Raw genomic sequence first — 12,759 nt, 5'->3', positions numbered from 1 at the left:
CACGGGCGACGGTCGACCTATGGTTAGCATTTGGTCAAATTAGTCCTTTGGTGGGGTCTGCCTTAACCACGCGGTAACTCTAATACGCTTTAATCAATCCACATCGAGTTGCGTTCGGAGTGGGTAAGCGTCATGCGTAAGTTTGTATCTCCCGGGGTTGGAAAGTCGACGATCCGCCTTTGCGTGGCGGTCCTGCTGGCAGGCGTCGCAACAGGCTGCAGTTCGGATGCAAGCCGGTTTGACGGCCTGTTCTCCCGGTCCGACAACATCACCACAAATTCCATCCCCCGAGACGCAACGCCGGTTCCGCGCGGCGATGTGTCCGTCGGTCAGATGGCGGCAGCGCCGGTTGATAACCGTGGTTCAGCCCTCGGTCAGCCCTATCCTGCGGCAGCTGGGCAGGGTGCCTACGATCCGGTAAACACGGCCTCCACGCCCGTATCGAACGCCCGCGTCGCCTCGACCCCGATCTCCGTTCAGCGCAACACTCTGGCTGACCCGAGCGCTGCTGGAAACCAGCGCGCCGAAGCCCAGCCGTTCCCGGCAGCACGCCAGCAGGCCGCACTCGCCACGCAGCAGACGCTTCCCGCAACGGTCAAGGAAACCGCAAGCAAGAGCGGCTGGACGACGCAGAACGCTCCGACGATCATGGTTCGCCCGGGTGACAATGTCGCCGTTCTCTCCAAGCGTTTTGGTGTCCCGGAAAAGGAAATCCTGAAGGCCAACGGTCTGCAGTCCGCAGCGCAGGTCGAGACCGGTCAGCGTCTCGTCATCCCGACGTTCGGCGTCGCAGGCAGCGCTGCCAAGGCGGCAGCCACGAACTCGATCGCCGATCTCGACGGCAACAGCCGCCAGCCGTCGCCGCTGCCGGTCAATCAGCGCGACGTTGCAATCCTGCCGGGTTCGGCCCAGTCCCGCGAAAAGGGTGAAGGCAAGTCTGACGTCGTTGCAGGCAAGCCGGCAACGAACGGCGAGGGCGCCGGCGGTGGATCCTACACCGTCAAGCCGGGCGACTCGCTCAACCGTATCGCCAAGACGACGGGCGTATCCGTTGCCGCCCTCAAGCAGGCAAATGGCCTGACGGCCGAATCGATCCGCGTCGGCCAGACGCTGCAGCTGCCGGGCGCAAATGGTGCCGCTCCGGATCAGCTCAAGACGGCCTCGGTTCCCAAGAAGGCCGAGCAGCCGCAGGTTGCCTCGCTCGACAAGAACAAGCCGGCTGAATACCAGGCGCCGGTTGCCAAGCAGAGCGTCAGCGAAGTCGCCAGCAAGACGACTGATATCGACGACGATTCTCCGAAGTCGACCGGCATCAGCAAGTACCGCTGGCCTGTGCGCGGCGCAGTCGTCGCCGGCTACGGCGCCAATGTCGATGGCAACCGCAACGACGGTATCAACATCTCGGTGCCCGAGGGCACGCCGATCAAGGCGGCTGAAAACGGTGTCGTTATTTATTCGGGCAGCAGCCTGAAGGAACTCGGCAACGCCGTCCTGGTGCGCCACGACGACGGCACGGTCACGGTTTATGGTAACGCTTCCGAACTCAAGGTTCAGCGCGGCCAGAAGGTTCAGCGCGGCCAGACGCTCGCTGCTTCGGGCATGACCGGCCGGGCAAGCCAGCCGCAGGTTCACTTCGAGGTGCGCAAGAACGCCACCGCGGTAAACCCGGCGACCTTCCTCGAATAGTCTCGATCGGTCGCAAAGCCGATCCGGATCCGATGTTTGCACCGCTTGCCCTCTCGGGCAGGCGGTGCTTTCTATTTCAGGATGTCGGCAAGGCGTGCGGTTCGCGACGCGCCCGGTTACCCGTCGAGCCTGTGGCGCAGGCGGCCGGCGAGATCCTGGATGAATTGCCAGGCGACGCGGCCGGACCTTGCGCCACGGGTCGTTGCCCATTCCAGCGCTTCGGCGTGCAAGGTGTCGCGATCGAGCTTGAAGCCATAGTGCGCGGCATAGCCGTCGATCATCGCCAGATAGTCGTCCTGGCTGCACTTGTGGAAGCCGAGCCACAGGCCGAAACGGTCGGACAGCGAAACCTTCTCCTCGACCGCTTCCGACGGGTTGATCGCGGTCGACTGCTCGTTCTCCATCATATGCCGCGGCAGCAGGTGGCGCCGGTTCGAGGTGGCGTAAAGGAGCACGTTAGAAGGGCGTCCCTCGACGCCGCCGTCGAGCACGGCCTTCAGCGACTTGTAGGACGTATCGTCGTGATCGAAGGACAGATCATCGCAGAAGACGATAACCGGGACCGGTGCCGACTTCAGAATGTCCATCAGCGCCGGAAGCGTGGCAATATCTTCGCGATGCACCTCGACCAGCTTGACCGCAACACCGGTGTCGCGCGCAACCTGCGCATGAACCGATTTTACCAGCGAGGATTTGCCCATGCCGCGTGCGCCCCAGAGAAGCACGTTATTGGCCGTGTAGCCCTCGGCAAAACGCAGCGTGTTGTCGAGCAGGATGTCACGGACATGGTCGACCCCGGTGATCAGGGACAGTTCGATGCGGTTCGGCTTGGCGACCGGCTGCAGATGGTGTGTCGCCGGGGCCCAGACGAAGCACTCGGCAGCGGTCCAGTCGTTGGCTGCAGCGGCGGGTCCGGCCATGCGCTCGATCGCCGCGGAAAGCTTCTGCATTTCCCTGATGAGAACGTCGATCTTGGCTTCCGGCATATGTCTCTCTCCACTCGCTGAATCAGGTGTATGGCCGTGCCGTCATGATTCGAGGCGGCGTGGCCCTGGTGTTTACCGTAACCGCGTCGCGGCCAGGTCCCACCAGAAACCCGGTAGCACGCAGGTTTACGCTGGAAAAGGTCACCGAGGCCCGCGCGAGGGGTTCTCCTCTTGTGTAAATTGTGTCAGAGGCACAGGAACGGGTACGGGTGCCCGCGGCTTTGCAGAGCGGCGGGGCGTCCCTATATTCCGGCCGATTTGGCGCGGAGGAACCGCCGATATTTGAACTCAAGGAGTGATCGATGTTCATTACCGAAGCTTTTGCGCAGACTGCCGGCGCCCCTTCCGCCGGCGGCGCGGACATTCTCATGTCCATCCTGCCGTTCCTGCTGATTTTCGTCGTTATGTATTTCCTGATCATCCGTCCGCAGCGCGCTCAGATGAAGCGCCGCGAGGAGCTCCTGAAGAACATCCGTCGCGGTGACCAGGTCGTGACCGGTGGCGGCATCGTCGGCAAGGTCACCAAGGTCGTTGACGACAGCGAACTCGAAGTCGAAATCGCCGATGGCGTGAAGATCCGCGTCGTCCGCAGCGGCGTGTCGGAAGTCCGCGTCAAGGGCGAGCCTGTCAAGGAATAAGGCAGGAACAGCCACCACCAGCCGACCAACTGGAGCGTTTGAGGCATGCGCAGATTACCGCCGTTGAAACGTATCCTCGTCTGGTTGGTGGCACTTGCCGGCATCGCCTTTGCGCTGCCGAACGTTCTAAGCCGGGAAGAGGCAGCCGAACTTCCGTCTTGGCTGCCCCATCGCCAGGTGGCGCTCGGGCTCGATCTCCAGGGTGGCTCCCATTTCATGCTGCGGGCGGCGCGCAGCGACATCGTCGCTGAACGGCTCGAGACGATCGCCAACGAGGTCGGCAAATCGTTGCGCGATGCCGACATCGCCTATATCGGCCTTTCCGGCGAGGGCCAGTCGATCGCCTTCCGCGTTCGCGACCGGTCGCAACTCTCGGCCGCTCGCGAGCGGCTGAGGCCGCTGACGGCGCCTGTCGATATCGGTGGTTTCGGCTCCGAGCCGATTTCCGAGGTCGTGTTCGACAGTGCAGAACCGGATGAACTGGTTCGCCTGCGCCTCACGGACGAAGGCATCGACTACCGGCTCTCGCTGGCCGTGGCGCAGTCCATCGACGTCGTGCGCCGCCGCGTCGCCGAAGTCGGCGCCATCGAGCCGCTGATCCAGCGCCGTGGCGATGACCGGCTGATCGTGCAGGTGCCTGGCCTCGGCGATCCGCAGCGGTTGAAGGATCTGCTCAGCCAAAGGGCCAACCTGGCCCTGCGGATGCTGGATACCTCCGTGCCCGTGCAACGCGCCGTGGAGGGCCAGCCTCCGTCCGGCACGGAAGTCCTCTATTCCTTCGACGACCCGCCGGTGCCCTATCTCGTCGAAAAGGCACCGCTGCTTGCAGCGGCGAATTTTGTTGCAGCCCAGCCCGAACCTGATGCTTCCGGCGAAAGCGCGTCGGTCGCCATCAAGATCGATACCGCTTCGCAGCAGCGTGTTGCCGCCCTTGCGGCGCAGCAGCCGCCAAAGGATGCAGCGATCGTTCTCGATGGACAGGTCATCGCGACGCTCAAGCTGTCGGAGGCTGTCAACGGCGACACCTTGCGCATCTCCGCAGACCTGCCGACCGAAGGTGCGACCGACCTTGCCGCTCTCGTGCGCACAGGGCCGCTCGCGACGCCCCTGACCTTCGTCGAAGAGCGGACGGTCGGCCCCGGCGTCGGTGGCGACGCCATCGCAGACGGCCTGAAGGCGGGTCTGGTTGCGGCTGTCGCAGTCGCCGCATCGATGATCTTTTTCTACGGCGTCTTCGGCGTCTTTGCGGTCATTGCGCTCGCCCTGAACATTGTCCTGATTATCGCGGCGCTTTCCCTTTCGGGCGCGACGCTGACCCTTCCGGGCATTGCCGGCATCATTCTGACGATCGGCGTGGCCGTCGATTCGAACGTGCTGATCTACGAGCGCCTGCGTGAAGAGGTTCGCGGCGCCGAGCCCCTGCGGCGCACCATCAACAACGCCTTTTCGCGTGTCTTCAGCAGCATCTTCGATGCCAACCTGACGATGCTGATTGCGAGCGCCATCCTCTTTTATCTTGGCTCCGGATCGGTGCGCGGCTTTGCCGTTACGCTTGCGATCGGTAGCGTGACGACGCTCTTCACCGCTTACACGGTCACCCGCCTGATCGTGAAGCGCTGGCTGCGCCAATGGAAGTCGGAACGCCTGCCGAAGGGTATTCGGACCGGCCGCTTCAGCGACCTGGACATCCGCTTCATGCGGATCCGCAACCCGGTCTTCATCCTGATGGCGGCGCTGTCGCTCGCCTCCGTCCTGCTGCTTGCCGGCATCGGGCTCAATCTCGGCGTCGACTTCAAGGGCGGCTCGATCATCGAGCTGCATTCCAAAGGCGGACCGGTCGATGTCGCCGATCTTCGCGCGCGCCTCGACGAGCTGAATTTCGGCGAGGTCCAGGTGCAGCAGCTCGGCTCGGGCGAGGACGTTCTGGTGCGGGTACCGTCGCAGGAGGCGGGAGACAATGCCGAGCAGACGGCCGCCGGCGTCATCCGGTCGGAACTTTCGGACGAGTATGATTTCCGCCGCGTCGAGGTGGTCGGCCCCGTCGTATCCGGCGAACTGACACGCGCCGGCACTATCGGGCTTGCTGTTTCGTTCCTTGCTATCCTGCTCTATGTGTGGCTGCGCTTCGAGTGGCGCTTCGCCGTCGGCGCGATCATTGCCACGACGCACGACGTCCTGCTGACGATCGGTTTCCTCGTGCTGACCGGCATCGAGTTCAATCTCGGCAGCATTGCCGCGGTTCTGACGATCGTCGGCTACTCGCTGAACGACACGGTCGTCATCTACGATCGCATCCGCGAAAACCTTGCACGCTACAAGCGCATGCCGTTGTCGGTGCTGATCGATACGTCGATCAACCAGACGCTGTCGCGCACCATCCTGACAGCGCTGACGACCGTTCTGGCACTGACAGCGCTTTATCTCTTCGGTGGCGGCCTTATCCGCGCCTTCAGTGTTACAATGCTGTTTGGCGTTATCGTCGGAACGATCTCGTCCATTTACATCGCCGGGCCGATCCTCATCCTCTTCAGAAAGCGCACCGACCACATTCCGGGGGACGAGAACGCCTCCGGCGCGGATACGGGTGCGGCGGGCGCGGCAAAGGGTGCTGTTTGAAATGCCTAAGGGAATTGAAATTCGCGAAGCCCATTTTCCGGGACGTGCGCCCATCGATGCCTACGGCAATGGTGGCTTTCGCTTCGCAGACATGTCGCATCGTGGCTCGATCCTGATGCTGCCCTCGGGCGTCTATGCATGGGACGTCGCGGAGGGCGATGCGCTGACGGTCGAGAAGTTCTACAAGGTCGTTGATGAGGCGAAGGACATTGAGGTGCTGCTGGTCGGCACCGGCAAGGACATTCGCCCGCTGCCGGCCGATGTGAAGACAGCTTTACGCGCCGCCAACATATCGTCGGATCCCATGAGCACCGGGGCCGCTGTCCGCACCTACAATGTGATGCTGGCCGAATCGCGCGCAGTCGCCGTCGCACTGATCGCGGTCTGATCGGGCCTGGGGAAGACGACGTGCACGACAATTCTGCCCAGATTCTGGCTGACCTGCGGGACACGGACCGCGACCGCTATCTCGCCTGCCTGCTTGCGCCTGCCGACAAGCAGCCCGCGCTTGCCGCACTCTATGCCTTCAGTGCGGAGATCGCCCGCATCCGCGATCTCGTGCACGAGCCGATCCCCGGTGAGATCCGCATGCAATGGTGGCGGGACCTCATCGGCAACGACGCATCGACCGGAGAAGGGCATCCGCTTGCTGAAGCGCTCCTTGGCTGCATTCGCACGCATCGGCTGCCGGTCTCCGTGTTCGAGAACATGATCGATGCCCGGATCTTCGATCTCTACGACGATCCGATGGAAGACCGTTCGGCGCTTGAGGGCTATGCCGGCGAGACCGCCTCGGCGCTGATCCAGCTCTCATCCCTGGTCCTTGATCCAGAGAATGCCGCGAAATCGGCCGAAGTCGCCGGTCACGGCGGTGTCGCGCAGACGGTCGCAGGCCTCCTCATGCTGTTGCCGCTGCATTTGCGCCGTGGCCAGGTCTACCTGCCGGCTGAATTGCTGCGCGCCACCGGTCTCGATCGCGAAACGCTGATCGCCGGCGAAGACAGCGCCGCGATCAGCCAGGCGATCCGGGCCTTCGCGGGCTTCGGGCGAGATCATCTCGCCAGGGCGCGTGCGCAGCTGGCGGCGATCGCGCCGTCGAATTTCCCCGCCTTCATACCGCTTGCGCTTGTCGAACCTATCCTTAACCGCGCGGAGGCTGCGGGCGCCGGGCTTCTGCAGAAACCCATTCGCCCGGCCCAATGGCAGCGGCAATGGTGGATGTGGCGCGCGGCACGGCGCCGCCGCTTCTGATACGTCAGAGGTTCGGTCTGCTCGGGGCTTTGGCGGAGGCGCACACGCCGTGACGACAAATTGGCGCAAGCCTCGCAGCGTATAGAAGCGCTTTATCGGCGTCATGCCGAGCGAAGGGGAGCGCCCGCGGATGCTTTGGTTATTGCTCATCGCCGTCATCGTCTTGGTCGGCGCATTCTACATGTGGATGAACGCCCGCGCCGAGCGGGACTGGGACAATCCCGATGCCGGCTCTGCGATGGTGGAGTTCGGGCGTGCCTTTCCGGACGAGGCGATCCGGGCGCTGCACTCGACGGCGGACCGCACGGCGATCTTCCTGCGGCTGCATGACGGCAAGGCGGGCTTCATCCAGTCGCACGGCACCCACTATGTCTGCCACGTGATCCAGCCCGGGAAGGTTCGGGTCAATAGCTCCGAGACCGGCCGAGGCCTCATCGTGCATTTCCCCGATTTTGCTTATCTCGACAACGACTTCGAGTTTCAGAGCGCCGGCGAGGCGGCCGAGGTTTCGCTCTGGCTGCTTGGCAGCTTCAGTCCGAAATCGGAGTTCGAGCAGCCCGCCGCCGAGCCGCCGCATACGGCACAGGCGACCGAGTAGCTCTCACCGCGTTCTTCCATAAGAAAAGGCCCGCTTGCATCACTGCAGGCGGGCCTTTTGTCGTGGAACAAATGCGTGTCCGCCTGTCAGGCGGACTTGCCGAGCCAGGCGGCGCAATCGGCGAGCGCGCGCGACGCCGTCGCCTGCTTCTTGGCGACTGCCTTTTCCTTGCCACGGAAGCGCTTGACGCCTTCCGGCTTGGTGATCGCGCCCGGATCGAGCGGCGGGAACAGGCCGAAATTGACGTTCATCGGCTGGAACGAGCGCTTGCCCGGTTCATCGTCGGAAACGATGTGGCCGCCGGTGATGTGGTTGAGCAATGCGCCGAAAGCGGTGGTCGCCGGCGGGGTTGCCAAAGTCTCGCCTTTGCGTTCGGCGGCGGCGAAGCGGCCGGCGAGCAGGCCGATGCTGGCGCTTTCGACATAGCCTTCGCAGCCGGTGATCTGTCCGGCAAAGCGCAAGCCCGGCCGCGACTTCAGCGTCAGCGTTCCGTCGAGCAGCGTCGGCGAGTTGATGTAGGTGTTGCGGTGCAGGCCGCCCAGACGGGCGAATTCGGCATTCTCGAGGCCGGGAATCATGCGGAAGACTTCGGCCTGAGCGCCATACTTCAGCTTCGTCTGGAATCCGACCATGTTGTAGAGCGTGCCGAGCGCATTGTCCTGGCGCAGCTGTACGACGGCATAGGGCTTGACGGTGGGGTTATGGGCATTGGTGAGGCCCATCGGCTTCATAGGCCCGTGGCGCAGCGTCTCGCGGCCGCGTTCCGCCATCACCTCGATCGGCAGGCAGCCGTCGAAATAGGGCGTGCCTTCCCATTCCTTGAAGCCGGTCTTGTCGCCGGCGATCAACGCATCGACGAAGGCATTGTACTGCTCCTCGGTCATCGGGCAGTTGATATAGTCCTTGCCGGTTCCGCCGGGGCCGACCTTGTCGTAGCGCGACTGAAACCAGCAGGTGTCCATGTCGATCGTCTCGGTATAGACGATCGGCGCGATGGCGTCGAAGAAGGCGAGCGCATCGGCGCCCGTTTCCGCGCGGATCGCTTCGGCAAGACCGGGTGCGGTCAGCGGGCCGGTCGCGATGACGGCGAGATCCCAATCTTTCGGCGGCAGACCGGTGACTTCTTCGCGCACCACCGTGATCAGCGGATGAGCGGCGATCGCCGCGCTGACCGCGTCGGAGAAGCCGTCACGGTCGACCGCAAGCGCACCGCCCGCAGGCACCTGGTTGGCGTCGGCGGATTTCATGATCAGCGAGCCGGCAAGGCGCATTTCCGCATGCAGCACGCCAACCGCGTTGCTGGTCGCGTCATCCGAGCGGAAGGAATTGGAACAGACGAGTTCGGCAAGGCCGTCGGTCTTGTGGGCGTCAGTGCCGCGCACGCCGCGCATCTCATGCAGGATGACCGGTACGCCGGCTTCGGCGATCTGCCAGGCGGCTTCCGATCCGGCAAGGCCGCCGCCGATGACGTGGATGGGGGAGTGGGAAGAAGTGTCTTTGCTCATGGCCGGCTTCCTATCACGGCTCGGCCTTTCGTTCCAACGCCTATAAACGAAAACGGCGCCCTGAAGGCGCCGTCTTGGAAGTCCTGGTCGTTCGTTCCGATTAACGGAAGGAACGGGCCGCAATGTTGCGGATGTCGTAACGGGTGATGCCGATGTCATTGAGAGCGTGGTTCGACAGGTTGCCGAGCTCGCTGACGGTGCGGCGGTAGTTGATCCAGCTTTTTGCGATACGAATCGGGTTCATGGTCATTTCCTCAAAATCAGGTTGTCGCGACAGCCATCTGTCTGCGTCGTTGAGGTTCTTATACGCTTGTCTAATTAGAAGGTGGAGTGCAAAGAAAATGCAGCTGCTATGCATTTGTGCAGTGCATCGCCGCATAGATGGGCACCGCTTCAAAAGGCGGCATCGATTAATGATTGATTAAAATCTTAATTGCCCGTTGATAAGCGATTGTTTTCAAAGGGACTTACGAGCCGATGCTGAGCAAGGACGCAGCGTCTGTCGATGGACGCGGTTCGGCCGCATGGGCAGTCGCAGATGGCGAAGCATCCGGTGCCTCTCGCAAGTGCGAAAGCGTCACCTGGATCGTACTCGCTGCGACAAAAGAAAACGCCCCCCGGAACGAACCGGAGGGCGTCTTACTTGGAGGTCGGTTGCGCTTGACGCGCAGCCTGAATTACTTGATCGCCTGGCGAGCAACGTACGGGATGTCGCCACGGCCGATGCCGAGGTCAGACAGTTCGCGGTCGGTCATACGGCCGAGTTCGTTGCAGGTCTGACGATACTTGCGCCAATTGTTGAAAGAACGTGCGAGGTTCATGATCCTATCCTTTCTAGGGTCGTGTGCCAGCGCTCATCTCTCTTGCTGGCCGTCATCTGATGCTCTGAAATATAATCTTTTTGAGCAGAAGTTACAGAGACAATGCTGCATCGCACCCATGCAGGCCGTGCAAGCCTCTACGCGATGGCGTGTTCGCGGCTGGCGCCTAAAACGCGCGGCGCAATCGAGTTGTCGTGGCTGGAAAGCTGCCCGAAATGTGAGGGCCAAAAACAAACAACGCCCGCTGGGGGAGGAGATCCAGCGAGCGTCGCTTTGTTCCGATCGGCAACCGGGAGGAGGAGTGTCGCCGATCCAAATCGAGGGGCGCTGGGAGGAGGAGTGCGCCGCCCCGATCGATGAGTTGAAGATAGTACGCAGGCGGGTGGAAGGGTAGCGCTGTTCCAGAATGGCACCTATGCATCCAGTGCATGGCGCAGGGCGAGCGCAGCGAAATTATGCACGAATATTGTGCAGGTGCGCAGACGCAGGCTTCTTTGTGGAGAGGAGGGCTGAAAAGAATAACGCCCGCTGGGGGAGGAGGTCCAGCGAGCGTCATTAGGGGTGATTGGCAACTGGGAGGAGGAGTGTTGCCAATCTGATCGGAAGAGCGCTGGGAGGAGGAGTGCGCTCGTCCGAATTCCGTCGGTTTTACCCGGGCCTTTCTCAGCAAACTGAGGTGGCTGGCCATTTCCGCTGGCGACCGTCTGGCTTCATGCCTTCGTTCGCCTTTGATGATTTGAATATAGGACCTTTAAATCGATTTGTGCAGTGCAATATCTGCATGGAAGATATGCGCATTGCGCAAGCCGTTCGTTCGTCCTCATCGGTTTGGTGCGCAGTCGCGAGTGAGCGATTGTGTTTCCGCGCCGATACGTGATTAGTTGGGAGCTGAACCGGACCATTTCAAGCATCGGATTCTAGGCTGGGGGCAGGATGTACCGCGCGCGTCTCGAACGAGACTTCAAGCACTGGATGGACAAGGGGCTGCTGCAGGAGAATGCAGCACGCGCAATGCTGGCCGAATATGACGGTCGCGAGTCCACGTTCCGGGCAGGGCGCGTCCTGCTCATTCTCGCCGCACTCCTGTTGTCCGCCTCAATCCTGCTGCTTGTCGCCGCCAACTGGGAGGCGCTGCCACGCCTTGCGCGGGTGGCCGGCATCGTCGCTCTGGTCTGGGGCTTTCATTTCGCCGCTGCCTGGCTGACCCAGACCGGCCGCACGACGCTTGCCGCAGCGGCCCTCGTTCTGGGGGTGGCCGCCTTTGGGGGCGGCATCGCGCTGATCGGGCAGATGTATCACCTGTCGGGTGACGCGGCCGATGCCGCGCTGCTGTGGTTTGCCGGCGCCGTCCTCTCTGCCTTGGCATTTCGCTCAGCAGCAATGACCGCAGTTGCGGGTGGGCTTGCCTGGTTCTATTTCGGAACGGTGCTGCAGGACAATGGGTTCGGCGCCACGCCGGACTGGCGCGTGTGGTCCGTCCCGGCGCTCGCGGTGATCGTCGTTCTGCTGGTGCGCCTCACGGCCGCCGACCGGGCCCGTCATCTCGCCTATCTGCTGGTCCTGTCGTGGCTGGCCTGGCTTTACCTCGACAACGCGTCGCTTGCCTTTGCAGGTGGCCTTGCGGCGTTCGGCCTCGTGGCCTTTCTGGCGGCGACGCTGCCAGGCTCTCCGCTTCGCGCCCTGGCGGTCGATGCCGGTTCGGCGCCCGCTTTCTATTCCTTCGCGCTCGCCTTGCTCGGTTTTACCGCTCTTCAATTCGAAGCCGTCGGAGTGACAACGGAGGTCGCAACTGGGGCGGGCACGCTGCTGGTGGCCCTCCTCGGGATCGCGCTTGCCGGGGCGCAGAACGGCGCGGTGCGCTATCTCGGCTACGTCGCCTTTGCCGGTGAGCTTCTCTATCTCGCCTTCGAAACCCTCGGCTCCATGCTCGGCACCTCCGGTTTCTTCCTGATCTCCGGATTGGTGGTTGCCGGCATCGCCTGGCTCGTCATCCGCATCGAGGGGCACTTGGCAAATGCGCGCGTGACGGAGGCGCCACGATGACCACCGCAAAGACCCGTTGGTTGAACCCCTTGCTGGCGGCCCTGCTGGTTGCGGGCGTACAGACGGCGGCACTTGGCTATATGATCGAGAGCAGGGCCTCGATCCTCAGAAGCGGCCGTGACGTGCTGTTGAAGACCGTGCCTGTCGATCCCCGCGATCTGCTTCGGGGCGACTACGTCATCTTGAGCTACGACATTTCAAGGCTCCAGCCGGAATTGTTCAAGGGCGATACGCCGAAGCAGTCGGAAGAGGCTAAGGTCTACGTTCGGCTGGAAAGGCAGCTTGACGGCTTCTGGGCGGCGACCGAAGCGTCCTTCGCGCCGCTTAGCCCTGCCGGCGACAGCGTCGTCCTTCGCTCTCTGCCATTTGCCTACTATCCCTCGTCTGCGCTCTCGTCCGTCAATGTAGAATACGGGATCGAGCGTTTCTATGTGCCGGAAGGCGAGGGACGGACGCTGGAGGAGGCGCGCAACGCCGAGGCGCTCTCCGTCAATATCCGCGTGGACGCCAAGGGAAAGGCCCAGATCCGCGAGATCGCGGTCAATGGCAGCCCGGTCTATGAGGAGCCTCTCTATTGAGTCACGCCGTGCCAACCCGCTTGGTCGTGGAATTCCC

The 12,759-nt window shown here is 62.7% G+C and carries 12 protein-coding genes; 8 read left to right on the top strand and 4 right to left on the bottom strand.

What is annotated here, in order from left to right; translation table 11 throughout:
- The first annotated feature begins 132 nt into the window (after positions 1 to 132).
- A complete protein-coding gene (locus tag IB272_RS11020) occupies positions 133 to 1,686 on the top strand; it encodes a LysM peptidoglycan-binding domain-containing M23 family metallopeptidase (protein WP_060583191.1) in 1,554 nt (517 codons plus the stop codon).
- A gap of 116 nt (positions 1,687 to 1,802) precedes the next feature.
- Here the strand turns inward: IB272_RS11020 and IB272_RS11015 are convergent, their stop codons facing one another.
- The gene (locus IB272_RS11015) at positions 1,803 to 2,672 is read right to left on the bottom strand and encodes an ATP-binding protein (RefSeq protein WP_034796613.1); all 870 of its coding nucleotides are present in this window, start codon (positions 2,670 to 2,672) and stop codon (positions 1,803 to 1,805) included.
- Between the two features lie 302 nt (positions 2,673 to 2,974).
- Here IB272_RS11015 and yajC point away from each other — a divergent pair, with 302 nt between their 5' ends.
- From yajC to IB272_RS10990, 5 genes are all read left to right on the top strand, one after another.
- Positions 2,975 to 3,310, top strand: a complete 336-nt coding sequence (gene yajC / locus IB272_RS11010; protein WP_034796611.1) for a preprotein translocase subunit YajC — start codon at positions 2,975 to 2,977, stop codon at positions 3,308 to 3,310.
- Positions 3,311 to 3,355: 45 nt separating this feature from the next.
- Entirely contained in the window at positions 3,356 to 5,926 is a 2,571-nt protein-coding gene (gene secDF / locus IB272_RS11005) for a protein translocase subunit SecDF (protein WP_060516999.1), read from the top strand.
- A 1-nt stretch (position 5,927) separates the two neighbouring features.
- Positions 5,928 to 6,314, top strand: a complete 387-nt coding sequence (locus tag IB272_RS11000; RefSeq protein WP_034796607.1) for an Mth938-like domain-containing protein — start codon at positions 5,928 to 5,930, stop codon at positions 6,312 to 6,314.
- A 20-nt stretch (positions 6,315 to 6,334) separates the two neighbouring features.
- The gene (locus IB272_RS10995) at positions 6,335 to 7,177 is read left to right on the top strand and encodes a phytoene/squalene synthase family protein (protein ID WP_060583192.1); all 843 of its coding nucleotides are present in this window, start codon (positions 6,335 to 6,337) and stop codon (positions 7,175 to 7,177) included.
- Between the two features lie 130 nt (positions 7,178 to 7,307).
- Positions 7,308 to 7,775, top strand: coding sequence for a hypothetical protein (locus IB272_RS10990; RefSeq protein ID WP_034796603.1), 468 nt, complete (start codon positions 7,308 to 7,310; stop codon positions 7,773 to 7,775).
- Between the two features lie 86 nt (positions 7,776 to 7,861).
- Here the strand turns inward: IB272_RS10990 and trmFO are convergent, their stop codons facing one another.
- The 3 genes from trmFO to IB272_RS10975 form a co-directional block, all read right to left on the bottom strand.
- On the bottom strand, positions 7,862 to 9,280 hold the full coding sequence (trmFO, locus tag IB272_RS10985) for a methylenetetrahydrofolate--tRNA-(uracil(54)-C(5))-methyltransferase (FADH(2)-oxidizing) TrmFO (protein WP_060583193.1): 1,419 nt from the start codon (positions 9,278 to 9,280) through the stop codon (positions 7,862 to 7,864).
- A 100-nt stretch (positions 9,281 to 9,380) separates the two neighbouring features.
- Positions 9,381 to 9,524 carry a DUF1127 domain-containing protein gene (locus IB272_RS10980; protein ID WP_064816989.1) on the bottom strand — a complete coding sequence of 48 codons (144 nt, stop codon included), beginning with the start codon at positions 9,522 to 9,524 and terminating at the stop codon, positions 9,381 to 9,383.
- 433 nt (positions 9,525 to 9,957) lie between these two features.
- Complete coding sequence (locus IB272_RS10975; protein WP_064816990.1) at positions 9,958 to 10,101, bottom strand: DUF1127 domain-containing protein; 144 nt, start codon at positions 10,099 to 10,101, stop codon at positions 9,958 to 9,960.
- Between the two features lie 933 nt (positions 10,102 to 11,034).
- Between IB272_RS10975 and IB272_RS10970 the strand changes: the two genes are divergently transcribed.
- Positions 11,035 to 12,144 (top strand): DUF2157 domain-containing protein, encoded by a 1,110-nt coding sequence (locus tag IB272_RS10970; RefSeq protein WP_060583194.1) that lies wholly within the window; start codon positions 11,035 to 11,037, stop codon positions 12,142 to 12,144.
- A complete protein-coding gene (locus tag IB272_RS10965) occupies positions 12,141 to 12,722 on the top strand; it encodes a GDYXXLXY domain-containing protein (RefSeq protein ID WP_060583195.1) in 582 nt (193 codons plus the stop codon). The genes IB272_RS10970 and IB272_RS10965 overlap by 4 nt, the downstream gene beginning before the upstream one ends.
- The last annotated feature ends 37 nt before the right edge of the window (positions 12,723 to 12,759 follow it).

Source organism: Ensifer sp. ENS08, assembly GCF_014852195.1.
GTDB lineage: Bacteria > Pseudomonadota > Alphaproteobacteria > Rhizobiales > Rhizobiaceae > Ensifer > Ensifer adhaerens.
The sequence above is the reverse complement of the archived record's forward strand: the minus strand, read 5'-3'. Positions and strand labels throughout refer to the sequence as shown.